The organism is Pseudonocardia nematodicida (assembly GCF_040105385.1).
Taxonomy (GTDB): Bacteria; Actinomycetota; Actinomycetes; order Mycobacteriales; family Pseudonocardiaceae; genus Pseudonocardia; species Pseudonocardia nematodicida.
In genome coordinates this window covers 310,520-336,547 of the sequence record NZ_JBEDNQ010000002.1, presented here as the reverse complement: position 1 = coordinate 336,547, position 26,028 = coordinate 310,520, and the positions used below count along the sequence as shown (strand labels likewise).

The window sequence follows — 26,028 nt, the reverse complement described above, 5'->3', positions numbered from 1 at the left end:
GGACCGCCGATCCCTGGCTGGGCCCGGCCGCCGGAGGAGATACTCGTCGGGTGGATCGTGCTGCACTGGCCGGGTTCCTGCGCCGGCACCGCGAGGCCCTGCGACCGGCCGACGTCGGTCTCCCGCCGGGCGCCCGGCGGCGCACGGCCGGGCTGCGCCGGGAGGAGGTCGCGTCGCTGGCGGCGATGTCGGCCGACTACTACACCCGGCTCGAGCAGCAGCGGGCCCCGCAGCCCAGCGAGCAGATGCTCGCCGCGCTCGCGCGGGCGCTGCGCCTGGACGAGAGCGGGCGCGAGTACCTGTTCCTCACCGCGGGCCGCAACCCGCCGCGGACGGCCTCGGTCTCCGCGCACGTCGCACCGTCCCTGCTGCGGGTGCTGGACCGGCTGCAGGACACCCCGGCACTGATCCTCTCCGCGCTCGGCGAGACGCTCGTGCAGAACGACATGGCGCGGGCTCTGTTCGGGGACCACTCCGGGTACACCGGGCACACCCGCAGCGAGATCTACCGCTGGTTCACCGACCCGGACGCGCGGCTGCTCTACCCCGAGCACGACCGGGACCGCCAGAGCCGTGCGCACGTCGCGAACCTGCGGGCCGCGCACGGCCTGCTCGGCCACACCTCCCGCGCCGGTGAGCTCGTCCGCGCACTGACCGGACGGAGCGAGGAGTTCGCCCGGCTGTGGGACCGGCACGAGGTCGCCCGGCGCTTCGCCGACCGCAAGACCCTGCGGCATCCCGAGCTCGGCGACCTCGACGTCGACTGCCAGGCGCTGTTCACCGAGGACCAGTCGCAGGCCCTGCTGGTGCTCACCGCCGAGCCGCGCAGCGAGACGGCCCGCAAGTTCGAGCTGCTCGCCGTCATCGGGCACCAGGAGTTCAGCCCGGGCTGACCGGGTTGTCCTGCTGCTCCTCGCGGGGCACGGCCAGCGCGGCCGCCGCCGACGCGGCCATCCGCAGTGACCCGATCGCGGTCGGGTGGAAGGGGTCCTGCTGGTCGAGTCCCTGCAGGTCCGCGCCCATCCGGTCCGGCGACGACGCGCACAGCGGGGTCAGGTTCGGCGAGGCGGTGGTGAACCCGTAGCGCGACGCCCCGTCGGCGAGGACGTCGTTGAGCCGCCGGTTCCGCTCGGCCAGCAGGTCGAGCTTCTCCTGGTCCAGACCGGCGGTGCCGGCGGGACCGCGCATGTCCGGGCAGGCGGGGTCGAACGCCGACGGGAACGGGTCGTAGGACAGCGTCACGACCACCCGCGGGCGCCCGGGCAGCGCGTCGAGGTCACCGAACAGCGCGCCGACGTCCCGGGCGAAGGTCGCCAGCCGGGCCTCGAACTCGCCGTCGGAGAGCCGGTCGTCGCAGGTGGGCAGGCCGTAGCAGTAGAGCAGGAAGTCCGACCACGCCAGGTCGTTCGGGCCGACCGCGACGACCACCCACTGCAGGTCCTGCACCTGCTTGAGCCGCCCGACCTGCGGCGGGACGGTCACACCGTTCCTGACCATCGGCCCGCGCAGCCCGGCCGGGACGCTCGCCCCGGCGCAGGCGAGGTTGAGCACCTGCTCGCCGCGCAGCATCTCCAGCTCGGCGGCGGTGGAGTCCGCGCTGCGCGCGCACGCGACGTCGTCGGGGTCGGCCTCGGCGCCGTCCGCGGCCCCCACCGGCGGCCCGCCGATCCGCGCGGCCCGCGAGTCACCGATGACGGCGCCGGTGGCGCCGGTGACCGGCGGGCCGACCGGCGACGGGCTCACCGTCCGGGCGCCGACCAGGTCCGACAGCGACGTGACCTTCCCGAGCCCGGACGCGGTGCCGTGCAGCGCCGCGACGCCCGCCCCGCCCCAGATCAGGACGGCCGCGGTGACGGCGACGGTCGTCATCCGCCCGATCGGGCCGGCGTGGTCGTCCCAGTGCACCGGCTGGTGGTGCTTGCGCCGGGCCCGCCGCAGCGCCACGAGCAACCGGAGGCAGCCCATCAGCCCGCTCGCCACGATCGTCACGGCCACCAGGACCGCGGCGCCCCAGAGGTACCACGTGGCGAAGCCCTCGACGAGGGTGTGCACGGCGCCGCCGGCCTCGTCGACGGTGTGCGGCCCGAGGACCGGGCCGTTGTCCGCGGGCCGGGTCAGCGGGCCGATCGACAGCCGCGGCCGGATCGGACCCCAGACCTCGACACCGGTCAGGTCGAACCGGGCGTTGCCGATCTGCGAGATCTGGGCGGGACCGGACAGGCTCAGCGGCGGGACACGCGCGCCGACGCCGACGTCCTGCCCGAACACCTCGACGTGCTTCTCGGGGGTCAGCATGATCACCAGCGGGATGCCGGCGACCGCGATCAGGGCGACGAGGAGCAGGGTCGGCAGCGATCGTGCTTCGCGCAGCAGCGCGCGGAACCACGACCGCCGGGAGTCGGGGCGGGTGGACACGTCAGGCGGTGCTGCGCCGTGGGGGCTGCGGACGCATGCGCCCATGGTGCCTGCCCGACGGGCACGGCGTCACGGCCGGCCCGGGCATCGGCCGGATCGGGCACTACGGGACCGGGTGTCGCGCAGGCGATGCCGACGGATCACGGGTCCGGGGCGGACGCCGGCGGCGCGACCCACCGCCGCCCGGGCGCGGTCGTCGTACCGCCGAGATACGTCTCAGCGGGAGTTCTCGATCTCTGCGGCCCGCTGAGCCGTATCTCGGCGTGCGACCCCGGGGTCAGCCGCGCAGCCGGGGGCGGAGGCGTCCGGGAGTCGCGGCGGCGGGGCCGTCCCGTTCGACGTCGTCGGCGAGCGCCTCAGCGTGCGCGGCCGCGGCGTCGAGGTCCAGGCCGGCGGGGACCGGGACCCCGTCCACCCGCCAGTGCGCGATCCCGTCCGCCCCCCGGCGCAGCAGCGAGACCGCGCCACGGGCGTTGCCGCGCTGGGCGTGGGTCAGCCCGACGGCCAGCTGGGCCAGCGCCCGCCAGAGCTCGCGGGTGTCGTCGCCGGCGTCCTTCCACGCCCCTTCGAGGACCTCGTGCGCCCCGAAGGGCATGCCGTCGTCGAGCAGGCGCTGGGCCTCGGTGACCGCCTGGTCGGGCGTCAGCACCAGATCCTCGGGGACGCGGGCGACGCCGGCGGCGCCACGGGGGAGCGGGCGCCCGGCGGCGTCGCGGGGGCGGGCATTGCGGGCGCGCCCGCGCTCGTCGCGGTCACGGGAGCGGGTCATGGTCTGCAGACCCTGCCAAACCCGGCCGGGAGGCGCCGCCCCGGCGGCCGGTCGCCGGTGATCGTGCGAGCGCCCTCGACGGAACTCAGCCGGACTCCAGCGGCCCCAGCTCGGTGCTGAACTGGTCCAGGAACCCGGCCCAGTCCGCGACCGGCTCGGTCGGCCGCACGACGAACTTGGTCAGCCCGCCGTCGACGTAGCGGCGGATCAGCTCCGCGGTGTGCTCCCAGCCGATCCCGATCAGGTCCCGCGGGTCGGCGTCGGGACGCTGGAGCGTCGCGACGCGCAGGGCCGCGTCCGGGTCGGCTCCGGGCGGTGCGACCCAGACGTTGGTGCCGTAGTGGTCGTCGTCGATCGTGCGGCCGGCGTCGCGGGCCGCGGCCTCGATGACGGTCCGGGCGTGCGCGGTCTCGGCGGGGGTGAGGAAGCTGGCCAGCCAGCCGTCGCCGAACCGGCCGGCCCGGCGCAGTCCGGCCGGTGCGCGACCGCCGAGCCACAGGTCCAGCGGCCGGTCCGGGCGCGGGACGACCGAGGCGTCGTCGAGGGTGAAGAACTCGCCGTGATGGGTGACCGAGTCCTCGGTCAGCAGCCGGCGCAGGACGGTGAGGGACTCCTCGAACACGGCGGCGATGTGCCCGGGGACCGGGTAGTACTGGCGGTCCGCCGGGACCGCCGCCCGGAGCCCGAAGACCGGCAGGATCCGCTTCGGGGCGAGCACGGCGAGGGTCGCCAGCTCGGCGGCCAGCAGCATCGGGTTGCGTCCGGGCAACACGGTGACGCCGGTGCCGACCTTGATCCGGCGGGTGCGTGCGGCCGCCCACGTGCTCCCGACCGTCGGGTCCACCACGGACTTCGTGACGATGTCGGCGAGCCAGAGCGAGTCCACCGCGGACGTGTCGAGGGCGTCGAGGAGCTCGTCGAACTCGGTGCCCAGCTCGGGGAGGCTGCGTGCCCCCACCAGTCCGACGCCGATCCGGACCTTGCCGTGCGGGGAGTGGACCACTCACGCCACGCTACCTGCCGGTCACACAGAGGTCACTGGTCGGAACGATCACAGGGCTGATGGACCCTGCTGGGCGCTGCGTGGTCGTCGTCCGGGTTCCGATCGGTGTCACCGACGGCACCGGCCGGAACCGAACCGGTGATCACCGGCTGCGGAGCGCGGGCTCAGGGCGTCCAGTGCGGATCGCGGCCGCTGAACCCGAGCGCCCGGTCGAACGTCGGGGCGTCGGCCCGTACCGCGACGACCGGCCCGAACAGGCCCTCCCGGGACGTCTCCTGGCCGGGGACCGACATCGACTCGGTGAAGCCGAGCACCACGCCCACCGCCTCGCCGTCGGGGGTGAACTCCTGCCCGGTGGCGACGGCGAGGTCCCAGCCGTGCAGCACCAGCTCGTCCAGGGCGACGGTGCCGGCGACGTCGGCGGGCATCGTCATCCCGCCGGCCTCGGTCTGCCCGGTCCACGCGGACGGCTGCTGCCAGGCGACGGCCAACGTGTCGAGCCGCTCCGGGATCGCGGTGCGCCAGTCCGGAGCCAGGTCCTCGGCGCGGGCGTGCGGTGCGGCCGAGGACGCCTCCGGGGACTTCTCCGCCGCCACGCGGAACGCCCACGCGAGACCGTGCAGGTGGTCGAGCAGGGCCGCGACGGACATCTCCGGGCACGGGGTCGGGTCGCCCAGCTGGTCGTCCCGGATGCCGGTGACCACCGCGGACACGGCGCGGGCGGTGGGGGAGAGGTCGATCGTCGTCGTGGGCACGGCTGCCTCCGAGGGTTCGGGCCCGCCGGCGGACGGGCGGGGTACGGGAGGGACGACCACCGGGCACCACCCGACTCATCGGTGCGGCGCACCCACTCCCATTTCGACACCCGGTAGAAGTTCGCCGGACCGATACGGCAGAGTGGGCACCGACCACCCGCTCCCCGCACCGGAGGCCGTACTCCCATGTCCGCCCCCACTCTCGTGGCCAGGATCTTCCGGGTCGTCGCGATCGCCGAGGCCGTGTCGTGGACCGGCCTGCTGGTCGGCATGTTCGTCAAGTGGGTGCTGGGCACCTCCGAGGTCGGGGTGCAGGTGTTCGGCCCGATCCACGGCGCGCTGTTCGTCGTCTACTGCCTCGTCACGCTGTGGACCGCGCGGGTGTTCCGCTGGGACCTGCGCACCACCGTGATCGGTCTGCTGGCGAGCATCCCGCCGCTGACCACGATCTGGTTCGAGCGGCACGTCGCGCGCACCGGGCGCCTCGACGTCACCCGGGCCGGGCAGCTCGCGAGCTGATGCGCCCCACCGCTTGACACTGAGGTAAGCCTTGGCTAATTTCCTCGATGTCGCTTCGTGGTGGGAGCGGCGCGTCAGTTCGGGAAACGAGGGCCCGGCCGCCCGACCACAGCGGCCGGGCCCTCCTCGTTCCCGCCGCCGCTACTGCTCGGGGTCGGCCAGCGCGCGGTAGATCGGGCGCAGTGCGTCGGTCAGCCCCCGCATCGACGGTTCCGGGACCTGGTCGAGGACCGCGTCGGGCTCGGTGTCCGGCGGGCGGGGCGTCGGTGGGCCGGCCTCCGGGGTCTCCCAGAAGGTGTCGATCAGGTCGCCCAGGGCCGCGGGTCCCGACCCGGACGCCCCGGCCGCGCGGTCGCGTTCCTCCCGCACCCGCGTCAGCAGGGTGTCCTTCTCTCGGCCCCGCAGCTCCAGCAGGACGAACGGGTCGGAGTCGAACTGCTCCGCGATCAGGTAGAAGACCGCGGCGAGGTGCTTGCACGGCACCGTCCGGTCCGGGCACGAGCAGTCCAGCGAGAGGTCCGAGCCGCCCGCCGGGAAGAGCGAGAGCCCCAGGCCGCCGAGTAGCTCCTCGATCTCCGGCGGCACCGTCCCGGCGAGCAGCGCGGCGGCGTACCAGGCGTCGGCGGCGAGTGCCTGCTCGATGCGGGCCCACTCCTGCTTGTCCCAGACTCGCATCCCGATCCGGACCCGGTAGGGCGCCGGCCGGGTACCCTGCACCAGCGCGACGGCCGCCCCCGCATCGAAGTCCAGCGACACGATCTGCCCGGAGCGGGCATAGTTCTTCCCGCGGCTCAGCCGTCCGCCGATCCCTTGCTGCTCCAGCACGGCCAGGAACCGGGACGACCACCATTGGCGGGCCACCGCCCCCTTCGTGGAATGGATCTTGATGCCGCCGCCCTCGACGCGGATCGGGCGGCCACCGGTGAAGTCCTCGTGCGCCCAGAACGGCCGGTCACTCATCGCCGTCCCCCTCGTCCCCCGTGTCGTCGTTCTCGGGATCCGCGACCGCGTCCGACCCGAGCGCGAACACCTCGCGCAGCTCCGCGGTGGACAGCGACGTCAGCCAGTCCTCGCCGTCGGTGACGACCATGTCCGACAGCGACCGCTTCGACGCGATCAGCGTGTCGATCCGCTCCTCGACGGTGCCCGGGCAGACGAACTTGCGGACCTGCACCGAGCGCTTCTGCCCGATCCGGAACGCCCGGTCGGTCGCCTGGTCCTCGACCGCCGGGTTCCACCAGCGGTCCAGGTGGATCACGTGGTTGGCCGCGGTGAGGGTCAGCCCGGTCCCGCCGGCCTTGAGGGAGAGCACGAACACCGACGGGCCGTCCGGGGCCTGGAAGCGGGCCACCATCTCGTCGCGCCGCTTCTTCGGGGTGCCGCCGTGCAGGTAGAGCACCTCGGTGTCGAACCGGGCCGACAGGTGCGGGCGCAGCATGCCCGCGAACTCGGTGTACTGGGTGAACAGCAGCGCCTTGTCCCCGGCGGCGAGCACGCCCTCCAGGATCTCCTCGAGCCGCTCGACCTTGCCGGAGCGGTGCCGGCCGCCGGCCCGGTGGATCGGCGAGCCGTCGTGCAGCAGCTGCGCGGGGTGGTTGCAGATCTGCTTGAGCTTGCTCATCGCCGCCAGCACGTTGCCGCGGCGCTCGATGCCGTCGCTGCCCTCGATCTTCTCCATCATGTCGTCGACCACGGTCCGGTACAGCGAGGCCTGCTCCCGGGTGAGCCGGTGGTCGGCCACCATCTCGATCTTCGCCGGCAGGTCGTCGATCACCTCGGGGTCGGTCTTGACCCGGCGCAGCAGGTAGGGCCGGGTGATCCGGCGCAGCGTGCGGGCCGAGCCCGCGTCGCCGTGCCGCTCGATCGGCACCGAGAACTTCTGCCGGAACACCTCCGGCACCCCGAGGATGCCCGGGTTGAGGAAGTCCATCACCGACCACAGCTCGGCGAGCCGGTTCTCCATCGGGGTACCGGTGAGCGCGATCCGGTGCGCGGCGTCGAACGAGCGCATCGTCCTCGACGCCGCGGCCGCCGAGTTCTTGATCATCTGGGCCTCGTCCAGGACGAGCCGGTGGAACCGCCACTGCCGCAGGTCCTCGGCGTCCCGGGTGGCGGTCGCGTAGGTGGTGACGACCAGGTCGGCCTCGCCGAGCCGGGAGTGCAGCGCGTCGCCGCGCGGGCGGGACGCGCCGTGGTGGGCGTGCACCCGCAGCGCGGGCGCGAACCGCTCGGCCTCGCGCTGCCAGGTGCCCACCATCGACATCGGGCAGACGATCAGCGTCGGAGCGGCGGCCGGGTCCGCCCCGCCCCGGTCGTGCGCCTCCAGCGCCAGCAGCTGCACCGTCTTGCCCAGCCCCATGTCGTCGGCCAGGCAGGCGCCCAGCCCGAGCGAGGACAGGAACGCCAGCCACGCCAGCCCGCGTTCCTGGTAGGGACGCAGCGTCGCGGTGAACCCCGGCGGGTCCGGCAGCGGTTCGAGCTCGCGGTCCACGGTCCCGGCGAGCAGCTCCCCGAGCCGCCCGCGGGCCTGCACCCCGGTGACCGGCAGCGGGGCGTCGACGTCCCCGCGCGCGGCGGCCAGCACGTCGTGCACGGTCGGGGCGCGGCCGGCCGAGCGGCGCAGGAAGTCCAGGCCCTTGGCCAGCGCGTCGGCGTCGACCGCGACCCAGCGCCCGCGCAGCCGCACCAGCGGCGCCTTGGCCGCCACCAGCGCGCTGATCTCCTCCTCGCCCAGCTCGTCGTCCCCGACGGCCAGCGTCCAGCGGAACTGCGCCAGCTCGTCGCGGCCGAGACCGCCGCGGGTGACCGCGCCGGGCGCGGGCGTGGCGGACGACGACAGCCGCAGCCCGAGCGCGCGGGTGCCGTCCCAGCCGCGGGGCAGCGCGACCCCGAACCCGGCGGCCAGCAGGGCGCCCGCGTCCCGGGTGAGGAACCGGTGCGCACCGTCGATGTCGAGTTCGAGGTACTCCGGGCGCGCCCGGCGCAACGCCGGTACCAGCCCCGGGAGTGCCTCGGCGGCCCGGCCGAGCTCGGCGAGCAGCACGTCCTGCGCCCCGGCGACCAGATCCTCGGCCATCCCGTCCCAGACGTCGCCGGCGTCGAACTGCAGGCTGGGGTCCTCGGTCGACTGCAGGGCGAACTGCAGCTCCCAGCGGGTGCCGTCGCCGGTCTGGTCCTCGAGGTCCGGGCCCGGGTCTGCCGGGTCGTGCAGCGTGGAGACCTCGGCGAGCCGGAACAGCGCCGTCCCGGCACCGGGCTCCTCGCGGCCCACGCCGTCCCACTCGGCGAGCGCCGAGCGCAGGGGGCCGACCCCGTCACCGGCGGGGATCCGCGGGTCCGGGCCGCTGAGCGCGTGCAGCAACGACGCCGTCGTGTCCGGCCGGGCGGGCGGCGGGACCGGCATCGTGGGGGAGCGGCCGAGCCGTTCCCGGACCGCGGCGTCGGTGAACCGCAGCAGTGCGGCGTCGACCAGCTCGCCGGGATCGGCGCCGCTCACGTCCCCGGGCCGGCGCTGCTCGGACCGGGCCACAGGTGGCAGCCGGCGGACCAGGTCGGCCCGGGCCACCGCGTCCAGCCCCTGGACGACCGGGCGCCAGCGGGCCGTCGGCCGTCCTGCCTGGGTGGTCAGCACCGGCAGTACCCGCCCGCGGGCCGCCAGCTCCTCGGCGAAGCGTCTGAGCTCGGCCAGATGGAGGAAGCCCGCGCCGTAGCGCACGTCGGGTGAGGGGTCGGTCAGCTCGGACGAGTCGACCAGCACGGCGGGCACGGTCCACGGCGTCAGCGACGGGGTGCTGCGGGTGCGCGCCCGGGCCGTCGCCCGGACCAGGCCGGGGGAGTCCTGCGGGCCGCTCGGGTAGGACGGCAGCAGGACCGTCGCCGACGCGTTGCGGCCCGGGTGCACCGCCGCCAGCTCGTCCGACGGCACGGCGAACGGGTGCGGCCGCGCCGTGCGCACCGACGTGCGGGAGCTGCGCGCGGAGCGGTCGCCGTCCTCGGCCCAGAGCAGCACGCCGCGGCCGGGGGAGTGGAGAGCATGGACGACCAGCACGCCCCCCACGCTAGAGGCGACCCCCGACAGGAATCCCGGTGCGGTGGCGCGGGACCTCCGATCGGCCGGACACTGGAGCGGTGCAGGCGGTGCTCCCGCCCGAAGAGGAGGCCCCATGTCCCAGGACCCGTTCCGCGACGCGCTCGGCCCGCTGGAACCGCTGATCGGCCGGCTGTTCGAGAACCTGGGGGACCTCGACGGCGCCTTCGGCGGCGGCACCGACACCGACCAGCGCCCGCCGGGCAGCCGCGGCACCCGCGGGCTGGACCGGTTCGGGCGCGACCTCACCGCCGACGCCGTCGGCGGACGGCTGGACCCGGTGATCGGCCGGGAGGCCGAGATCGACGCCGCGACCGAGGTGCTCGGCCGGCGGACCAAGAACAATCCCGTGCTGGTCGGGGAGCCGGGCGTGGGCAAGACCGCGATCGCCGAGGGGATCGCCGCCCGGGTGGCCGCCGGTGACGTGCCGGCGCCGCTGCGCGGGGTGCGGGTGATCGCGCTGGACCTGGCCGGAATGGTGGCCGGCACCAAGTACCGCGGCGAGTTCGAGGAGCGGCTCACCGCCGTCATCGACGAGGTGGTCGCGGCCGAGGGCCGGATCGTGGTGTTCGTCGACGAGCTGCACCTGGTGATCGGCGCCGGTGGCGCCGCCGACGGCGGCGCGATGGACGCCGGGGCGATCCTCAAGCCCGCGCTGGCCCGCGGCACGCTGCGGCTGATCGGGGCGACCACCACCGAGGACCACCGCCGCTACATCGAGCGCGACGCGGCCCTGGAACGGCGGTTCGAGCCGGTACCGGTGCCCGAGCCGACCGAGCCGCAGACCGTCGCGATCCTGCAGGGGCTGCGCGAGCGCTACGAGACCCACCACGGCGTCCGGCTCACCGACGGCGCGCTGGACGCCGCCGTCGCGCTGTCCGCGCGCTACGTCCCGGACCGTTTCCTGCCGGACAAGGCGATCGACCTGGTCGACCGGGCCGCGGCCCGGGCCGGGATGCGCTCGCCGTCGGACGGGGCCGATCACCGGACCGAGGAGCTGCGCCGGGCCCGCGAGGTCGCCGTCGACTCCGAGGACTTCGAGCGGGCCGCGATGCTGACCCGCGAGCTGGAGCGGCTGGAGAAGGAGGCGCGGCCCAGCGGCACCCGTCCGGAGATCACCGCCGACGACGTCGCCGAGGTGGTGTCGCGGCGTACCGGCATCCCGCTGGCCCGGCTCGGCACCGACGAGCGGGACCGGCTGCTGGCCCTGGAGGAGCACCTGCACACCCGCGTCGTCGGCCAGGACGAGGCGGTCGAGGCCGTCGCCGACGCCGTCCGCGCCGGCCGGGCGGGGCTCGGCCACCCGGACCGGCCGGTCGGGTCGTTCCTGTTCCTCGGGCCCAGCGGGGTGGGCAAGACCGAGCTGGCCCGCGCGCTGGCCGAGGCGCTGTTCGGTTCACCGGACCGGATCGTGCGCCTGGACATGAGCGAGTACACCGACCGCGCCTCGGTGACCCGGCTGATCGGCGCGCCGCCCGGCTACGTCGGCCACGACGACGGCGGCCGGCTCACCGAGGCGGTGCGCCGCACCCCTTACTGCGTGCTGCTGCTCGACGAGATCGAGAAGGCCCACGTCGAGGTCACCTCGACCCTGCTCGGCGTGCTCGACGCCGGCCGGCTGACCGACTCGCGGGGCCGCACCGTCGACTTCCGGCACACCATCGTGATCATGACGAGCAACCTGGGGTCGGAGCAGTTGCTGCTCGCGGTGACGGCAGGGACCCCGCTCGACGACGTCCGCGAGCCGATGCTGACCCTGGCCCGCTCGCACTTCCGGCCGGAGTTCCTGAACCGGATCGACGAGGTCGTGCTGTTCGCGCCGCTCAGCCGGCCCGAGCTGCGCCGGATCACCGGGATGATGCTGGCCGAGACCGGGGAGCGGCTGCGCGCGCAGGGCGTGACGCTGCGCGCCGGCGACGACGCCGTCGATCTGCTCAGCAGCCACGCGCACCGGCCCGAGCACGGCGCCCGCCCGCTGCGCCGCACCATCGGGCGCGAGGTGGAGCGCCGGCTGTCCCGGCTGCTGCTGTCCGGGGACCTGCGACCGGGCGGGACCGTGCGCCTCGCGGTCTCCGACGGCGAGCTCGACCTACGCGTCGAGTAGCAGCGCGTCGAGCCGCTCGTAGCCCTCGACGACGCCGGTCTCCATCCCGGAGGCGAGCATCGCGTCCCGGGCGGCCACCGAGTCGAACAGTGACGTCCCGGTGATCCGGGTCCGGCCGCCGTCGAGTGCCGTGAGGGTCATCGTCTCCAGGGCGACGCTGTCCCCGAAGCCCTCGAAGGTGAAGGTCTGCACGATCCGCTCGGCCGGGCGGACCTCGTGGAACGAGCCGAAGAAGCGGTACTCGCCGCCGTCGGGGGAGACGTGGGTGTAGCGGTAGCCGCCGCCGGTCTCGGCGTCCCAGCGCTGCAGGGTCATGGTGTAGCCGTGCGGGCCGAGCCAGCGCACGACGTCGTCCGGGTCGACGTGCGCGGCGAAGACCCGCTCCGGCGGGGCGTCGAACTCGCGGGTGATCCGGATGATCGGCAGGGTCTCGTCGGCCTCGATGGTGGTCTCACGGGTCGTCGTGCTCATGATGCTGCTCCTTCGCCGTCGCCGGTGTCGTCGCTCTCCGCGGCGAGCAGGTCGTCGAGGCGCCGGTAGCGCTCCTCGGCGTGCCGCCGGTACCGCTCGATCCAGGCCGTCATCAGGTCGAACACCTCCGCGTCGAGATGCACCGGACGCCGCTGGGCCTCCCGGCTGCGCCGGACCAGCCCGGCGTCGGTCAGCACCCGGATGTGCTTGGAGACCGCCTGGACGGACACGTCGTAGGGCTCGGCGAGCTCGTTCACCGTCGCGTCGGCGGTGGCCAGCCGGGCCACCATGTCGCGCCGGGTCGGGTCCGCCAGGGCGGCGAACACCTTCGAGAGCCGGTCCTCCACGTCGTCCTCCTTGCTCAACCTATCGGTTGAACATGACGATAGCGGAGGACGCGCGTTTACTCAACTGTTGAGTTGAATGAACTGGTCCCGGGTCAGTGCGTACTCGACCTCGCCGTGCTCGATACCGGGCAGCGGGTCGTCGAACACCGGGTGGAACGTGCGCTCGTGGCGCAGCCCGACCGCGGTCATCGTCGCCCGGGACGCGGTGTTGACCGCCATCGTCGTCGCGAAGATCCGGCGCAGGCCGAGGTCGGCGAAGCCGTGCCGGAGCAGTGCGCGGGAGCCCTCGCTGCCCAGGCCGCGGCGCCAGAACCGGCGCCGCAGCCGGTAGCCGAGCTCTGCCTCGTCCTCGACCGGCTCGGTCTTCGCGGGCCGCAGCAGCCACCAGCCGACGAACTCCCCGTCCGAGATGCCGGCCCAGTGGCCCAGGCCGTCGCGGGCGGAGGTGAGCCGCCGGCGGTGGTCCTTCTCGGCCTGCGCGCGCGGCGTCGGGCGCCCGGTCAGGTAGCGCATGACCTCGGGGTCGGAGTCGAGCTCGACCGCGTGCTCCAGGTGCTCCTCGGCCAGCGGGACGAGCCGCAGCCGTTCCGTCTCCAGCGTCACCTGACCCATCGGGTTCAGCGGAACGACGACGGCAGCGAGCCGTGCGGCACGTAGTCGGACGGGATCACGCCCAGCTTGCCGCGCTGGTAGTCGGAGAACGCCTGCCGCACCTCGTCCTCGGTGTTCATCACGAACGGTCCGGCCCACGCGACCGGCTCGCGGATCGGCAGCCCGCCGAGCACGACGACGTCCAGCGCGGGGTGGCGGGACTCCTGGGAGACATTGCCTCCCACGGTGATCGCGTCGCCACCGCCGAACAGCGCGAGCTGCCCGGTCGAGATCGGGCGCCGGTCGGTGCCGACGGTCCCGGCGCCGGAGAGCACGTAGACCAGCGCGTTGAACTCGCGCGGCCAGGGCAGGTGCAGCTCGGCGCCGGGCGAGACCGTCGCGTGCACCATCGCCATCGGGGTGTGCGTCGCGCCCGGTCCGGACACGCCCGCGACGTCGCCGGCGATCACCCGCACCAGCGCGCCCCCGTCCGGCGACGCGGCCAGCGCGGACTCCCCGCCGCGCAGGTCCTGGTAGCGCGGCGGCAGCCACTTGTCCTTGCGCGGCAGGTTCACCCACAGCTGCAGGCCGTGGAACAGCCCGCCGCTGCGCACCAGCGCCTCCGGCGGGCGCTCGATGTGCAGCAGGCCCGACCCGGCCGTCATCCACTGGGTGTCGCCGTCGGTGATCGTCCCGCCGCCGCCGTGCGAGTCGCCGTGCTCGAAGGTGCCGTCGAGGATGGAGGTGACGGTCTCGAACCCGCGGTGCGGGTGCCACGGGGTGCCCTTCGGCTCGCCGGGCGCGTACTCGACCTCGCCGAGCTGGTCCATGTGCAGGAACGGGTCGAGATCGGAGAGGTCGACGCCCGCGAACGCGCGGCGCACCGGGAAGCCCTCGCCCTCGTAGCCCTTCGGCGCGGTGGTCACCGTGCGGACCCCGCGGTCGACGTCGGTGGGGCCGGGTGCGGGGACGCGGGGGAGCGTGCTGGTGTCGGCGACGGTGACGGCGGGCATGGGGTCCTCCACGTGGGTAGTTGGTTGCACGCTCAACCATCACGGTAGCGGGGATGTTCCGCCGGCTCCAGACTCGAGGGGTGCCCGCGCTCTCCTCCGACGCCGCCGCCCGCGACCTGCTGGGCTCCGTCCCGGTCGCCCGGCTCGCCACCATCCGGCAGGCTGACGGCACCCCGCGGCTGGTGCCGATCACCTTCGCCCTGGTCGACGGGCTGATCGTGTCCGCTGTGGATCGGGTCAAGCCGAAACGGCACACCCGGCTGGCCCGGCTGCGCGACATCGAGGCCGACCCGCGGGTCGGGCTACTGGCCGACCACTACGACGACGACTGGTCGCGGCTGTGGTGGGTGCGGGTGGATGGCACGGTGGTCGTGCACGACGGGGGTGAGCTCTGGGAGCGGGCGGTCGCGGCGCTCGTGGTGAAGTACCCGCCCTACCGGGCGAGCCCGCCGGACGGGCCGGTGCTGGTGCTGACGCCGGCGCGGTGGACGGGGTGGACGGCGGGGTGAGCGCTCACTCGGTGATCTTCGGATGACCGGTGCCGGCGGCGACCACCCACACGATGCGTCGATCGGGATCCGGGCAGTACCAGATCCGACCGCCGGCGGTGACCTCGTACTGCCACTGCTCGAGCTCGCGGCCGCTGATCGTGCGCGACGCGAGTCGACCGCGGAGACGCTGCTGACGGGCCGAGTTGTGCGGCGCGGTGGGTCGCTCGGTCAGTACGACCCAGGCCTCCCACGTGTTCGGGCGGGCGGTACGGCACAGCTCCTCCCAGCCCTTGGCGGCCTCGCTGGTCGCGAAGCGGGCTTCCCAACCGCCCGGACCGGCCGGTGGTGCGACGCGGTCCCCACGCTTGGCCGGCACCGGGTTCAGGCGCCTTCCGGGGCGGGAACCGGCCCGTGGTCGGCGGCGTCGAGCGGACGGCTGAGCTCCGCGGCCAACGCGGGGTCGGCGTGGACCGTCGCGGTCGCCTTCCACTCCTGGACCACCTGGGCGAGCAGGGACCAGCGTCCGAGTTCGGCCGAGGCCGAGACCGCGCGCACGAACTCGGCGGCGAATCGGCGGCGGTCGTCGTCGGGAAGGACGTCGACCCAGGGAAACTCCTCGACCAACACCGCGACGCCCTCGTCGGCTTGAAGGTGCGCCAGCGCGTTGCGCAGAGCCCGGGCGGCGCTCAGCGCCCCGACGGACGCGGACTCGGCGGTCTCCTCGCGCACGAGCAGCAGCGGCACCCCGTCGCGCCGACGCACCCGCACGTCGCCCTGATCGGCGAGAGCGGCGACCCCCTTGGGATCGCGCTGCAGCTCGCTCCACTGCACCTCGGTCGTCATCAGTTGATTCTGAACTTATTCAGAACTGGTCGCAAGGCTCAGGCTCCCCGGAGGCTCGCGAACCGGGTCCCGGCGGATGAGAGCAGGCGATCACCCGGTCGGGGCGCGACGCTCGGGGCATGGCCGCGCGCTGGGAGGTGCGGGTGTCAGGGGAGGCCGGCGAGGAACCCGGTGATCGCGTCCGCGGTGTCGTCGGGCAGCTCCAGGTGCGGCGAGTGCCCGCACCCGAGCTCGGTGATCGTCACCGGTCCGGCGGCCCGGTCCGCGACCTCGCGCAGGTGCACGATGCTGCCGTACGGGTCGTCGTCGCCCTGGATCCCCAGCACCGGGGCGGTGATGCCGGACAGGGAGTCGCGGACATCCCAGTCGCGGAAGTCCGGAGCCAGCCACATGTCATTCCATCCCCGGAAGGCCGCGTCCGGGTCGTCGTGGTGCCGCGCCATCCGGGTCCGCAGGTCGCCCGACTCGAACGCGGTACGGGCCGCCCGGATCTCGGTCAGCGCGAACGGCTCCACCAGCACGTGCGGGGCGAGTGCGACTACGGCGGTGACGTCGAGCCGGGCCGCGGCGAGCAGCGCGATCGTGCCGCCGTCGGAGTGCCCGACCAGGATCGGGCGGTCGAGGCCGAGGGCCGCGCACAGCGCCGGCACGACGACGGCGGCCTCCTCGGCCAGGAACGACGGCGTCCGCGGACCCGCCGGCCGGTCCGAGCGGCCGTGCCCGAGCCGGGAGTAGGCGACGGTCCGGCGCCCGGTCGCCGCGGCGATCCGGCGGTGGAAACCGCGCCACAGGCCGACCGAGCCGAGGCCCTCGTGCAGGAAGAGCAGCGGCGCACGGTCGTCGGAGCCGGGCACCTCGTCGTACTCGTGGCGCAGGCCGTCGAGCTCGATCAGCGTCGTCGCGGGCACGGGTGGTGATCGTAGTCCGAGCGTCGGGCTCACCGGTCGAGCTGCGCGACCAGACCCTTCGGCGCGACGCAACGGTAGGCCTCGGTCACGATCGCGGTGATCTCGTCGCGGTCGGCGCGCGCGGGCCCGCCGGGCGACCCGGTGCCGTCGAGCACGACGCCCAGCCAGCCGCGGTGCCCGACGTAGGGCGGCCGGAAGAACCGGTCCGGCTCGGTGTCGACGAGCTCCTCCTGCACCCCCGGTGGCGCGGCGCACCAGAACGCCAGGTGCTCGGCGCCGTGGTGGTACTCGGTGTAGGACACGAACATCTTCCGCACGAACCAGGACGGCGAGCCGTGGCTGACCTTCTCGGTCACCTCGGGCAGGGCCAGGCAGATCTCCCGCAGCCAGGGCAGCGGGTCGGCCGGGTCGGGATGGCGGGGGCGGCTCATCCGCCCATCCGGTAGGTGCCGAGCGACCAGACGTTGCCCTCCGCGTCGGCGACGGCGAACTCGCGCGAGCCGTAGTCCTGGTCGGTGAGGCCCATGACGACCTCCGCCCCGGCGGCGACGGCCCGCTCGTGCAGCGCGTCCGGGTCCTCGCAGGTCAGGTAGAGCACGGCCCGCCCGGTGTCGAACCGGTCGCCCGCTCTGCGGGCGCCGAGCGCCAGGACGGCGGTGTCGCCCCGGTCGTCCCAGGCCAGCTCGGCGTGCGCGATCGTGCCGTCGTCGCCCCGGTAGCAGTGCAGCTCGCGGAACCCCAGCGCGCCGGTCAGGAAGTCGATCGCGGCCTGCGGGTCGTCGTAGCGCAGCGTGGTGTGGATGCTCATGACGCCAGATCCTGCTCCGCCGTGCGGTCCTCGTCGTGAACGTTCGGGAACTCCGGGGCGGTGGTCGCCCACTCGGCCCGGAACGCGGCGGGGGAGATGCCCGCCAGGCTGCGGAACTCCCGGCTCAGGTGCGGCTGATCGGCGTAGCCGCAGGTCGCGGCGATCTCGGCGAGCGGGGCCGGGGTCCCGCCGACGAGCCGGGCCGCCCCGGCGAAGCGCAGCACCCGGCCCGCGGTGCGCGGCCCGAGGCCGATCTGGGTGGTGAACCGGCTCTGCAGGTGCCGCCGGCTCCACCCGGTCTCCGCGGCCAGACCGGCCACGCTCGCCCGCCCGCCGCTGCGGGCGAGCCGGTGCCAGGCGTGCGCGACCTCCGGCGCCGGGTGTCGCGCCCCCTCGCCCAGCAGCCGGTCGCCCACGAAGGCGCTGACCAGTGCGAACCGGGCCGCCCAGGACGGCGTCGCGGCGAGCCGGTCCGGCAGCGACGCGAGGGCGGGGTCTTCGAGCTGGTCGAGCCCGGGGACCGCCCCGCCGGGCAGGGCGCGCCCGCCGAGCAGGGTGTAGGCCCCGAGCGGGGTCAGGTCGACCTGGACCCCGGCCTGCGGCCCGGTGAACTCGGTGAGCACCCAGGTGTCGCCGAGCCCGCCGACGAACGCGGACGCCGTCGTCGTCGGGAGGGCCGGGCCGGACAGGCCCAGCGGGTGGAACCCGAGGATCAGCGCGACACCGGACGCCGGGGCCTGCCGGCGGCGCAACGGCCGGTCCGCGTGCTCGGTGTAGCCGAGGTAGCGCAGCACGTGCCGGCGCAGCGCGGCGGGCGGCCGCGCCGGCACGTACTCGGCGTCCATGGGCGTCGTTCCTACTCCAGGTTCGCGTTCGCGTACACCGCGATCGCGTCCCGCAGGTAGACGCTCAGGCCCTCGCCGTAGCCGTCGATCGTCGCGGTGAACCGCGGGTCGTCGACGTACATCGCGCCGAGCCCGGTGTAGGCCTCCCGCCCGGGCGTCCAGAACCGGCCGACCCACGCGTGGTGCGCGGCGACCGCGTCCCCGACCTCGGGCGCGTCGACCGGCTCACCGGCCGCCATCAGCGCCGCCAGGCGCCGGTGCACGGCGCTCATCTCGGCCTGCGCCGAGACGGCCTCGTCCCGGCCCCAGGTCGCGACCTGCTCCTGGACGGCGACGGCCTGGTCACCCCAGCGCTCCCGGGCCTCGGCCGCGTACGGATCGTTCCGGAACGCGGCGAACATCTCGTCGGCGGACATCGGGTCCCCTCCCTCCCTCTCCTCGATGGACCGGGCGACGGAGTCGGCGAGCCGGCGCAGCCGGCCGATCTCGGCCAGCAGCCGCGCGTGGTGCGCCGTGAGAGCGGCGACCTCGCTCGATGGGTCGCCCACGCCGTCGACGACCGCCGCGATGTCCGGCAGCCCCAGGCCCAGCTCGCGCAGCACCAGCACGTGCTGCAGCCGCTGCAGCTCCGGCCGCCGGTAGATCCGCCGTCCGCCCGGACCGGTCCCGGCCGGACGGAGCAGACCCACCTGGTCGTAGTGCCGCAGCGTGCGCGAGCTGACCCCGGTCAGCCGGACGACCTGGTCGGTCGTCCACGACTCCGTTCCCGTCACGAGGAGAACGGTAGGAGTTGACGCGACGTCAACCGCAAGTCGTCGACCGCAGGTCTCAGTTCGCGGGGTAGGCCTCCGCGGTGACGGTGCCGCCGAGGTCGTCGCGCAGGAAGGACTGCAGGGCAGCCTGCTGGGACTGCGGCAGGACGGTGAACTCGGTGCCCTCGAAGGCGGCGTATCCGTCGCTGCCCCGCAACAGGAAGTCGATCGAGGTCACCGAGATGGTGCCCTCGCCGACGACCTCGCCGCCGGCGACCAGCGCGGTGCCGTCGTCCAGGGTGAGCTCGGTGATCCGGGTCCCGGCGGGGGCGGCCGGGTCGGCGGTGTAGGTGAAGCCCGCGATCTGGGCGAACGAGCCCTCACCGGCGACGGACCCGTGGTCGAGGGCGGCGACGAAGTCCGCGACCGGCATCTCGGGGGCGACCGCGACGAAGTTCGGGAACGGCGTCACGTCGAAGGTGTCCAGCGCACTGATCGGGCCGGCCGGCAGCACCGAGTCGTTGCGGATCCCGCCGCCGTTCTGCAGCGCGACGACCGGCTCGGCGATCCCGGCGTCGGCGGCCCCGGCGCGGCCCGCGGCGAGCAGCGAGTCCGCGACCAGGTCGCCGAGGTTCGTCGGGCCTCCGCGGATGGCGGTGCGGGTGCCGTCGAGCGGCACCTCGGAGGTGGCGACGACCTCGTCGGCGAGCCCGGCGACGTAGGCGCTGACCGGCTCCTCGACCTCGGCGAGCACCTGCGGGTCGGGCTCGACCGACGAGTCGACCGGCAGCGGCCGGCTCTCGTTGGCGTCGACCCCGACGACGTCGCCCTCGGCGTCGAAGTCGACGACGAGCTTGCCGACGTAGCGGTACAGCCCGGTGGTGGTGACGACCGGGACCTCGGCCCCGTCCGCGGCGACGGCCGTCGTCGGGTAGGCCAGCGGCTGACCGTCGGCGCCGGTGTCCACCTCGTCCTCGGGCGGCAGCGGGTTCCCGGGCGAGGCCATGATCTCCCCGCCGCCCCCGCCGACGACGAGGTCCACGCCGGTCAGGTCCGCGACCAGCTCGATCTCGTTGCCGATGTCCTGCAGGTGGCTGAGCAGGATGATCCGGTCGACACCCCTCGCCTCCAGGGCGGCGGCCTGCGCGTTGACCACACCGGCGAGGTCGCGGTCCACCGCGACGTCGCCGGAGCTCGACAGCTGCGGCAGCTCGGGGGTGGTCAGGCCGATGACGCCGTACTGCTCGCCGCCGTCCTCCACGACCGTGCGGGCCACGACGGTGCCGTCCCCGGCGAGCTCGGCCAGCGCCGGCTCGGGGGCCAGGTCCAGGTTCGCCGAGACGAAGTCGGTGTCGGGCAGCAGGCGCAGGTACTCGGCGAGGAACTCCGGGCCGAGGTCGAAGTCGTGGTTGCCCAGCACGCCGACGTCGAAGCCGGCCGCGGCGAACGCGGTCGCGTCGTAGAGGCTCCCGGCGTCCTCGGCCTGCCCGGCGTCGAGCTCGGGGCCGGGCAGGAACCCGTCGCCGGCGTGCAGGGTCAGCAGCGAGTCGGTGCCCAGCGGGCCGGTCGCCGCCTCCTGCTCCTGGCGCAGCAGCTGCACGAACCGGGCCGCCCCGGCGTGCTCGGCGCCGGCCAGCTCGATCGGCAGCAGTGCCGACTCCAGGTCGTTGGCGTGCAGCAGCGTCAGGCGGGTCGTCCCCGGCGCGACCGGCTCGTCGCCGCCGCCGGCGAGGGCCGGGGTGGCGGTGAGCACCATCGCGGACGCGGTCAGCGCGGCGGCCATCGCGGCCGAGGCGCGGAATCTGGGCACGGGGACTCCTCCACGGCCCGCCGGGGCCGGATCTCACACGATGAACCGGACAGTGACGCTCGCATCGGACGTTACCGGGCAGTCCGGTGACGCTGCGTGGCAACCCGGGGTCGATCAGATGAACGGGCGCGCCCCGGAAGGTCCGCTCCGCGCCCGGTCGCCCCGGCGGCGCTCACCGGACTCGTGGGTGCTCACGCGATCGCGTGAGCACGAACCGGTCGGGTGAGCGTTCGGGGCCGGCCGGGCTGGGGTGAGTGCTCAGGAGAGGGCCAGACCGGCGGCGAGCGCGAACATCAGGGCCGCGACGCCGCCGTCGAGCACCCGCCACGCCGCGGGCCGGGCGAACAGGCCGGACAGCCGGCCGGCGCCGTAGCCGAGGGCGACGAACCAGGTCAGGCTGGCCGCGATCACCCCGGCGGCGAAGGCCCAGCGCTGCTCACCGTGCGGGGCGGACAGCGAGCCGAGCACCAGCATGTCGAGGAACACGTGCGGGTTGAGCAGGGTCAGCGCGGCGGCCGTGCCGAGCACCGGGGCGAGCCGGCGCCGGGCGCCGGTCGCGTCGGCGCTCAGCGTGCCGGGGCGCAGGGCCCGCCGGGCCGCGAACAGCCCGTAACCGGCGAGGTAGGCCACCCCGCCCCAGCGGACGACCTCGAGCAGGCCCGGCACGCCGGACAGCAGCAGCCCGACCCCGCCCACCGCGGCCGCCACCACCAGCACGTCGGCCAGCACGCAGAACACCACGACCGCGGACACGTGCTCGCGACGCAGCCCCTGCCGCAGCACGAACGCGTTCTGCGCCCCGATCGCCGCGATCAACGACAGGCCCGTCCCGTACCCCACCACCACGCTCACGCCGCGACCGTAGATCGGGTTCGCCCGATCTCCCGCTCTGGCTCAACTTCTGTCAGTCGGTGAAGAATGGCTTCATGTACGACCGGGACCGGCTGGCCACGCTGAGCGCCGTCGTCGAGCAGGGGAGCTTCGAGGCGGCGGCCGAGCGGCTCGCGCTCACCCCGTCCGCGGTGTCGCAACGGATCAAGGCCCTGGAACGGCAGGCGCGCCAGGTGCTCGTCCGCCGGTCCCGGCCCTGTGTGGCGACCGGGGCGGGCCAGGCGCTGCTGCGGCTGGCCCGGCAGATCGAGGTGCTGGAGGGCGAGGTCGCCCGCACGTTCGGCGACGGCGACCGGGCCGCGCCGGTGCACCTGCCCATCGCGGTGAACGCCGACTCGCTCACCGGATGGTTCCTGCGGGCACTCGTCCCGCTGGCCCAGCAGCACGGCGTCCGCCTGGACCTGCACGTCGACGACGAGGAGCACACCGCCGCGCTGCTGCGCGAGGGCGCGGTGGTCGGTGCGGTCACGACGTCGGCGTCGCCGGTGCAGGGCTGCGCCGTCCAGCCGCTCGGGGCCACCCGCTACCGGCCGGTCGCCGCCCGCCCGGTGTACGACCGCTGGTTCGCCGGGCGCGACCCGGCACAGGCGTTCCCGGCCGCGCCGCGGGTGGACTTCGGGGCCAAGGACCGGCTGCAGACCCGCTTCGTCCGCGGGCTCACGCACCGGCCGTGCACCGGTCCGGCACACCGGGTCCCGGCCGCCGACGGCTACGTCAAGGCGGTCCGCTCCGGACTGGGCTGGGGGATGTTCACCGACGACCAGGCCCGCGCGGCCACCCGGACCGGGCGGGCCGTGCTGCTCGACGCCGACCGGTGCCTCGACGTGCCGCTGTACTGGCAGCGCTGGAAGCTGAGCACCGCGGTGCTGGACGCGCTGACCGCGTCGGTGCAGGAGGTCGCGTCGCGGGCACTGGTCCCGCCCGGCTGAGCCGCCCTCAGATCCCGGACCGCCACGGCCGGCCGAGCCGGATGTCGCAGGTGATGGTGCCGCGGTCGACACCGGTCAGGTCCGCGATGAGGTCGCGGACCGCGTCCTCGGCGGTCCGCGGGTCGTCGACGGTGGTGGAGGCCTCGATACCGGGCACGTAGAGGGTGAGCCTGCGGTCCGCCCGCCAGGCCACCACCTCGAAGTGATGGTGTCCGGTCACCGCACCACGGTAGCCCGGTCCGGAGCACCTCGGCAGGGCTCGAGCCCGCGCGGGGCGGACGGGTGCCTGCGGCGCGGGGTCACTCCTCCCGCCGGTCCCCGTCCCGGCGGCCCGCCTCCTCGCCGGGCCGCGGTTCCTCCTGCTGGGCCCGCAGCGGCTCCGGCTCGCCCGCCGGCGGCGGCGTCCCCTCGGGTGCGCCGGGACCGTCCGGACCGGCCGGGGTCTCCTGCTGGTCCGGCGGTGGTGGGGCGCCGTCCTCGGGCGGGGGTGCGACGTCCGGGGCCGCCGGTTCCTCGGGCGTCGTCGGCTCGGGGGCGGTGCTGGTCGGCGGCGCGACCGGCGTGGCCGGCTCGTTCGCCGACAACGAGGACGGGGTGCTGCCCAGCGCCCGGAAGGTCGGGAACTCGGCGACCTCACCGCCGCGCACCGCGCTCGACATGAAGCCCTGCCAGACGGCGGCCGGCAGGTCGCGCCCGTTGATGGGGGACCCGGCGGCGTTGCGGATGGGGTCGTTGCGGTCGGTCCCGACCCACACGGCCGTCGCGAGCTCGGGGGTGAAGCCGGCGAACCAGGCGTCGTTGTTCTCGCCCTCGAACCGGGACTGGACGGTGCCGGTCTTGCCCGCGGCCACCTGGCCGCGGGGCAGGTCCAGGTCGTCGTGCGAGACGACGTCGATCATCGCCTCGGTGACGTTGCGGGCGACCTGGTCGGAGAAGCGCTGCTCGCCGTCGCCGGGCTCGTACTCGTAGAGCAGCCGGCCGTCGGAGTCGACGACGCTGGAGACCAGGTGCGGGGCGTGCCAGACCCCGCCCGCGGCAATCGTCGCGTACGACGACGCCAGCTGGACCGGGGTGACCTCCTTGTTGCCCAGCGGCAGGCGGGCGTCCGGCTCCTCCATCGGCGCGGTGATCCCGGCCAGGCGTGCGGCGTCGGCGACCTTCTGCGGCCCGACCTCGCGGGCCAGCTGGGTGAACACGACGTTGTTGGAGATCGTCATGGCCTGCTTGAGGTCGCAGCTCGGGCAGTTGGCGCCCTCGGCGTTGCGCAGGCCGGGCCGCTCCGAGCCGTCATAGACGGTGCCGAGCCCGATCGGCGGGTCGGACAGCAGCCCGGCGAGCACCGCGAACGGTTTGAACGTCGACCCCGGCTGCTTCATCACCTGCGCGTAGTCCAGGCCGGTGCCGTTCGCGCCGCCGTAGTAGCCGACGATGCCGCCGGTGCGCGGGTCGATGGCGACGGCGCCGGTGCGCAGCACCTCGGGCTGGCCCTCCATCCGGGCCCGGACGGACTCGGTGAGCTCCTGCTGGCGGGCCGGGTCGATCGTCGTGGTGACCTGCAGCCCGCCCTGGGCGAAGGCCTGCTCGGAGATCCCCAGCGAGCCCAGCTCGGCCCGCACCGCGTTGAGGATGTGGCCGCGCTCGTCGGTCAGCGACGACGACCGCGAGGTGTTCTCCGGCGGGATCGTCTCCGGGAACACCGCCGCCCGCCGGTCGGCCTCGGACAGCCAGCCCTGGCTCATCATGCCGTCGAGCACGAAGTTCCAGCGCGCCTCGGCGCGCTCCGGCGCGACGGCCGGGTCCCAGTTCGACGGCGACTGGATGATCCCGGCCAGCAGCGCGCCCTCGCTGGGGCTCAGCTGGGCCGCCGGCTTGCCGTAGTAGGCGAGGCTGGCCGACTCGATGCCGTACGCACCGCGCCCGTAGTAGATCGCGTTCAGGTAGTCGTTGAGGATCTCGTCCTTGGACTTCTGGCCGGAGACCTTCAGCGAGATGACCAGTTCCTTGTACTTGCGCCAGTACGTCGCGTCGTTGCCGACCAGGGTGTTCTTGACGTACTGCTGGGTGATCGTGGACCCGCCACCGGCGCCGCCGGAGAGCTGGTTGAGCACCGCCCGCGCGATCCCGGTGAGGTCGAACCCGGGGTTCGAGTAGAAGCTCCGGTCCTCGGCGGCCAGCACCGCCTCCCGCACGTGCACCGGGATCGCGTCCATCGACACCCGGATCCGGTTGCCCTGCTCGGGCACCAGCCGGGCGAGCTGGTCCCCGTCGGCGAAGGAGACGGTGGCGATCTGGTTCTGCACCGCGTCGTCGGGGGAGGGGACCGGGAACATCAGCCAGCCCAGCCCGAGCACCAGCAGCGGCAGGAGCACCACCGAGGCCGCGGTGCCCACCAGGGAGTACCTGATCTGCGTGCGACGACGGGTGCGCCGCTGCGCGGGGGACAGCGCGGCCTTCTGCTCGGCATCGAGGATGCCGAGCCGGCGGCGGGCCACCTCGACCCCCGGGCCGGCGAACGCGACGACCCGGCCCCAGGGGCCGGCGGGCCCGGCTCGTCGACGGCGGCGCCCCGAGGTGGAACCGGACTCGGCGTGTGCGTGCTCGCCGGTGGCACGGCCCGACCGGGTCCCGCCGGTGTCCCCGGCACGACGTCCTCGGGGCGCGCGGTCACCGCGGTCCCGCTGCGGCGCGGACCGGTCGTCGCGGGCGGGCGGGCCGGCCTCGGGATCCGACCCGGACGACGGGGCCGGGCGCGCGGTCGGCGGTCCGCCCGGGACACGCGCGGCCGTCGGTCCGCCCGGGACGCCCGGGACGGGCGTCGCGCCGGAACGCCCGCCGCGCGGCGGCACCGGCAGGGGTGCCGGGGCCGGTGCCCCCGGGTCGCGCGGGACCGTGCCGCCGCGCACCCGGAGACCGACCTTCTGGGTGCTCTGCGACCCCGGCCCGCCCAGCGCGCCCGGACCGGCCTGGGGCCTCGGGCCGCTCCGGGCGCCGCGATCGCCGTCGCTGCCGCGACCGCCCGGTGTGCCCGGTGTGCCGCCCGGTGTGTTCGGGCCGCCCGGTGTGCCTGCGGCGCCGTGCGCGCCGGTGCGGCCGCCGGCCGGGCGTGTCGCCCCGGTGGAGGCGGTCCGGGTCGCGCGGGTTGCTCCGGTGGCCGTACCCGGCTCGTCGGGGCGCTGCGCGGGACGCGGACGCCGCTCCGCCCCGTGCCCGGGCGCGCCCGGTCCCGCGTCGCCGGCCCGGGCTCGGTGCGGGCCACCGGGAACGGTCGCGGCCCGGCGGGCGCCGGTCTCCGAGGTCTGCGGCCGTGCGTCGGCCGCGGGGTCCCGCCGGCCGCGGGGATCGGCGGTCCGGCGGTCCGGGCGGGCCCGGCGAGCCGGGTCGGCGCCGCGCGGGTCGGGCGCCCCGTCGCGTGCCGGGGTCGTGCGCCGGGGGCGGTCGTCGCCGCGCCGGTCGTCGCCGTAGCGGTCGTCGTGTCGACCGTCGCCGGGCCGGTCGCCGTCGTACCGCTCGCGGCTGCGCCGCGCGGGGCGTTCCCGGGTACGGACGGACCGTCCGTACCCGTCCGGGTCGGGTTCCTCGGCGGGACACCGGGACCGCGGAGGCGGGGGCGGGCCAGCGCTCAACCGCCACTCCTCTCGCGGTCCGGCCGGCGCGGGGCCGGCGTCCGGTCGTCGGTA

At 75.0% G+C, this 26,028-nt stretch carries 26 protein-coding genes; 5 read left to right on the top strand and 21 right to left on the bottom strand.

Going from position 1 to position 26,028, the window contains the following annotated elements; genetic code table 11:
* Positions 1-50: 50 nt before the first annotated feature.
* Complete coding sequence (locus tag WIS52_RS05880; RefSeq protein WP_349297082.1) at positions 51-893, top strand: helix-turn-helix transcriptional regulator; 843 nt, start codon at positions 51-53, stop codon at positions 891-893.
* Here the strand turns inward: WIS52_RS05880 and WIS52_RS05875 are convergent.
* The 4 genes from WIS52_RS05875 to WIS52_RS05860 form a co-directional block, all read right to left on the bottom strand.
* Positions 880-2,415, bottom strand: a complete 1,536-nt coding sequence (locus WIS52_RS05875; RefSeq protein WP_349297081.1) for a GDSL-type esterase/lipase family protein — start codon at positions 2,413-2,415, stop codon at positions 880-882. The genes WIS52_RS05880 and WIS52_RS05875 overlap by 14 nt on opposite strands.
* 277 nt (positions 2,416-2,692) lie before the next feature.
* Positions 2,693-3,184, bottom strand: coding sequence for a DUF309 domain-containing protein (locus WIS52_RS05870; RefSeq protein ID WP_349297080.1), 492 nt, complete (start codon positions 3,182-3,184; stop codon positions 2,693-2,695).
* An 85-nt stretch (positions 3,185-3,269) separates the two neighbouring features.
* On the bottom strand, positions 3,270-4,187 hold the full coding sequence (locus WIS52_RS05865; protein WP_349297079.1) for a TIGR03854 family LLM class F420-dependent oxidoreductase: 918 nt from the start codon (positions 4,185-4,187) through the stop codon (positions 3,270-3,272).
* A 164-nt stretch (positions 4,188-4,351) separates the two neighbouring features.
* Complete coding sequence (locus WIS52_RS05860; protein WP_349297078.1) at positions 4,352-4,942, bottom strand: TIGR03086 family metal-binding protein; 591 nt, start codon at positions 4,940-4,942, stop codon at positions 4,352-4,354.
* A 186-nt stretch (positions 4,943-5,128) separates the two neighbouring features.
* On the opposite strand from WIS52_RS05860, the gene WIS52_RS05855 reads away from it, so the two are divergent.
* Positions 5,129-5,461, top strand: coding sequence for a DUF3817 domain-containing protein (locus tag WIS52_RS05855; protein ID WP_349297077.1), 333 nt, complete (start codon positions 5,129-5,131; stop codon positions 5,459-5,461).
* Positions 5,462-5,602: 141 nt separating this feature from the next.
* On the opposite strand, the gene WIS52_RS05850 is transcribed toward WIS52_RS05855, so the two are convergent.
* Both WIS52_RS05850 and WIS52_RS05845 read right to left on the bottom strand, forming a co-directional pair.
* Entirely contained in the window at positions 5,603-6,421 is an 819-nt protein-coding gene (locus WIS52_RS05850; protein WP_349297076.1) for an SWIM zinc finger family protein, read from the bottom strand.
* Entirely contained in the window at positions 6,414-9,509 is a 3,096-nt protein-coding gene (locus tag WIS52_RS05845) for a DEAD/DEAH box helicase (RefSeq protein ID WP_349297075.1), read from the bottom strand. The genes WIS52_RS05850 and WIS52_RS05845 overlap by 8 nt, the downstream gene beginning before the upstream one ends.
* A gap of 115 nt (positions 9,510-9,624) precedes the next feature.
* On the opposite strand from WIS52_RS05845, the gene WIS52_RS05840 reads away from it, so the two are divergent.
* Entirely contained in the window at positions 9,625-11,652 is a 2,028-nt protein-coding gene (locus WIS52_RS05840) for an ATP-dependent Clp protease ATP-binding subunit (protein WP_349297074.1), read from the top strand.
* Here the strand turns inward: WIS52_RS05840 and WIS52_RS05835 are convergent.
* From WIS52_RS05835 to WIS52_RS05820, 4 genes are read right to left on the bottom strand one after another with little or no spacing between them, the layout of a single operon-like run.
* Positions 11,638-12,123 (bottom strand): SRPBCC family protein, encoded by a 486-nt coding sequence (locus WIS52_RS05835; RefSeq protein ID WP_349297073.1) that lies wholly within the window; start codon positions 12,121-12,123, stop codon positions 11,638-11,640. The genes WIS52_RS05840 and WIS52_RS05835 overlap by 15 nt on opposite strands.
* On the bottom strand, positions 12,120-12,470 hold the full coding sequence (locus tag WIS52_RS05830; RefSeq protein WP_349297072.1) for an ArsR/SmtB family transcription factor: 351 nt from the start codon (positions 12,468-12,470) through the stop codon (positions 12,120-12,122). Before WIS52_RS05830 ends, WIS52_RS05835 begins: the two co-directional genes overlap by 4 nt.
* A 60-nt stretch (positions 12,471-12,530) precedes the next feature.
* On the bottom strand, positions 12,531-13,082 hold the full coding sequence (locus WIS52_RS05825) for a GNAT family N-acetyltransferase (RefSeq protein WP_349297071.1): 552 nt from the start codon (positions 13,080-13,082) through the stop codon (positions 12,531-12,533).
* A 5-nt stretch (positions 13,083-13,087) separates the two neighbouring features.
* Positions 13,088-14,074: a pirin family protein gene (locus WIS52_RS05820; protein ID WP_349297070.1), complete on the bottom strand. Its 987-nt coding sequence runs from the start codon at positions 14,072-14,074 to the stop codon at positions 13,088-13,090.
* Positions 14,075-14,154: 80 nt separating this feature from the next.
* Here WIS52_RS05820 and WIS52_RS05815 point away from each other — a divergent pair, with 80 nt between their 5' ends.
* Complete coding sequence (locus WIS52_RS05815) at positions 14,155-14,583, top strand: TIGR03668 family PPOX class F420-dependent oxidoreductase (RefSeq protein WP_349297069.1); 429 nt, start codon at positions 14,155-14,157, stop codon at positions 14,581-14,583.
* Positions 14,584-14,587: 4 nt separating this feature from the next.
* Here WIS52_RS05815 and WIS52_RS05810 read toward each other — a convergent pair whose 3' ends face one another.
* The 9 genes from WIS52_RS05810 to WIS52_RS05770 all read right to left on the bottom strand — a co-directional run bounded on the left by WIS52_RS05810 (position 14,588) and on the right by WIS52_RS05770 (position 21,383).
* Positions 14,588-14,941, bottom strand: a complete 354-nt coding sequence (locus WIS52_RS05810) for a hypothetical protein (protein ID WP_349297068.1) — start codon at positions 14,939-14,941, stop codon at positions 14,588-14,590.
* 5 nt (positions 14,942-14,946) lie between these two features.
* Positions 14,947-15,408, bottom strand: a complete 462-nt coding sequence (locus tag WIS52_RS05805; protein ID WP_349297067.1) for a hypothetical protein — start codon at positions 15,406-15,408, stop codon at positions 14,947-14,949.
* Positions 15,409-15,554: 146 nt separating this feature from the next.
* Positions 15,555-16,316, bottom strand: coding sequence for an alpha/beta fold hydrolase (locus WIS52_RS05800; RefSeq protein ID WP_349297066.1), 762 nt, complete (start codon positions 16,314-16,316; stop codon positions 15,555-15,557).
* A gap of 29 nt (positions 16,317-16,345) precedes the next feature.
* A complete protein-coding gene (locus tag WIS52_RS05795; protein WP_349297065.1) occupies positions 16,346-16,747 on the bottom strand; it encodes an MmcQ/YjbR family DNA-binding protein in 402 nt (133 codons plus the stop codon).
* Entirely contained in the window at positions 16,744-17,124 is a 381-nt protein-coding gene (locus tag WIS52_RS05790; protein WP_349297064.1) for a VOC family protein, read from the bottom strand. Before WIS52_RS05790 ends, WIS52_RS05795 begins: the two co-directional genes overlap by 4 nt.
* A complete protein-coding gene (locus WIS52_RS05785) occupies positions 17,121-17,969 on the bottom strand; it encodes a helix-turn-helix domain-containing protein (RefSeq protein ID WP_349297063.1) in 849 nt (282 codons plus the stop codon). The genes WIS52_RS05790 and WIS52_RS05785 overlap by 4 nt, the downstream gene beginning before the upstream one ends.
* A gap of 11 nt (positions 17,970-17,980) precedes the next feature.
* A complete protein-coding gene (locus WIS52_RS05780; protein ID WP_349297062.1) occupies positions 17,981-18,742 on the bottom strand; it encodes a MerR family transcriptional regulator in 762 nt (253 codons plus the stop codon).
* Between the two features lie 55 nt (positions 18,743-18,797).
* Entirely contained in the window at positions 18,798-20,531 is a 1,734-nt protein-coding gene (locus WIS52_RS05775) for a bifunctional metallophosphatase/5'-nucleotidase (RefSeq protein WP_349297061.1), read from the bottom strand.
* Between the two features lie 258 nt (positions 20,532-20,789).
* The gene (locus WIS52_RS05770; RefSeq protein ID WP_349297060.1) at positions 20,790-21,383 is read right to left on the bottom strand and encodes a LysE/ArgO family amino acid transporter; all 594 of its coding nucleotides are present in this window, start codon (positions 21,381-21,383) and stop codon (positions 20,790-20,792) included.
* A gap of 74 nt (positions 21,384-21,457) precedes the next feature.
* On the opposite strand from WIS52_RS05770, the gene WIS52_RS05765 reads away from it, so the two are divergent.
* The gene (locus tag WIS52_RS05765; RefSeq protein WP_349297059.1) at positions 21,458-22,351 is read left to right on the top strand and encodes a LysR family transcriptional regulator ArgP; all 894 of its coding nucleotides are present in this window, start codon (positions 21,458-21,460) and stop codon (positions 22,349-22,351) included.
* A 7-nt stretch (positions 22,352-22,358) separates the two neighbouring features.
* Here the strand turns inward: WIS52_RS05765 and WIS52_RS05760 are convergent, their stop codons facing one another.
* Together WIS52_RS05760 and WIS52_RS05755 are read right to left on the bottom strand one after the other, a co-directional pair.
* The gene (locus WIS52_RS05760) at positions 22,359-22,571 is read right to left on the bottom strand and encodes a hypothetical protein (protein ID WP_349297058.1); all 213 of its coding nucleotides are present in this window, start codon (positions 22,569-22,571) and stop codon (positions 22,359-22,361) included.
* 79 nt (positions 22,572-22,650) lie between these two features.
* Positions 22,651-25,974, bottom strand: coding sequence for a transglycosylase domain-containing protein (locus WIS52_RS05755; RefSeq protein ID WP_349297057.1), 3,324 nt, complete (start codon positions 25,972-25,974; stop codon positions 22,651-22,653).
* Between the last annotated feature and the right edge of the window lie 54 nt (positions 25,975-26,028).

Coding starts and splice junctions, on each gene's coding strand:
- WIS52_RS05870 (WP_349297080.1), bottom strand. CDS start 3,184: ATGACCCGCTCCCGTGACCGCGACGAGCGCGGGCGCGCCCGCAATGCC.
- WIS52_RS05855 (WP_349297077.1), top strand. CDS start 5,129: ATGTCCGCCCCCACTCTCGTGGCCAGGATCTTCCGGGTCGTCGCGATC.
- WIS52_RS05850 (WP_349297076.1), bottom strand. CDS start 6,421: ATGAGTGACCGGCCGTTCTGGGCGCACGAGGACTTCACCGGTGGCCGC.
- WIS52_RS05840 (WP_349297074.1), top strand. CDS start 9,625: ATGTCCCAGGACCCGTTCCGCGACGCGCTCGGCCCGCTGGAACCGCTG.
- WIS52_RS05835 (WP_349297073.1), bottom strand. CDS start 12,123: ATGAGCACGACGACCCGTGAGACCACCATCGAGGCCGACGAGACCCTG.
- WIS52_RS05825 (WP_349297071.1), bottom strand. CDS start 13,082: ATGGGTCAGGTGACGCTGGAGACGGAACGGCTGCGGCTCGTCCCGCTG.
- WIS52_RS05820 (WP_349297070.1), bottom strand. CDS start 14,074: ATGCCCGCCGTCACCGTCGCCGACACCAGCACGCTCCCCCGCGTCCCC.
- WIS52_RS05805 (WP_349297067.1), bottom strand. CDS start 15,408: ATGACGACCGAGGTGCAGTGGAGCGAGCTGCAGCGCGATCCCAAGGGG.
- WIS52_RS05795 (WP_349297065.1), bottom strand. CDS start 16,747: ATGAGCCGCCCCCGCCATCCCGACCCGGCCGACCCGCTGCCCTGGCTG.
- WIS52_RS05790 (WP_349297064.1), bottom strand. CDS start 17,124: ATGAGCATCCACACCACGCTGCGCTACGACGACCCGCAGGCCGCGATC.
- WIS52_RS05785 (WP_349297063.1), bottom strand. CDS start 17,969: ATGGACGCCGAGTACGTGCCGGCGCGGCCGCCCGCCGCGCTGCGCCGG.
- WIS52_RS05765 (WP_349297059.1), top strand. CDS start 21,458: ATGTACGACCGGGACCGGCTGGCCACGCTGAGCGCCGTCGTCGAGCAG.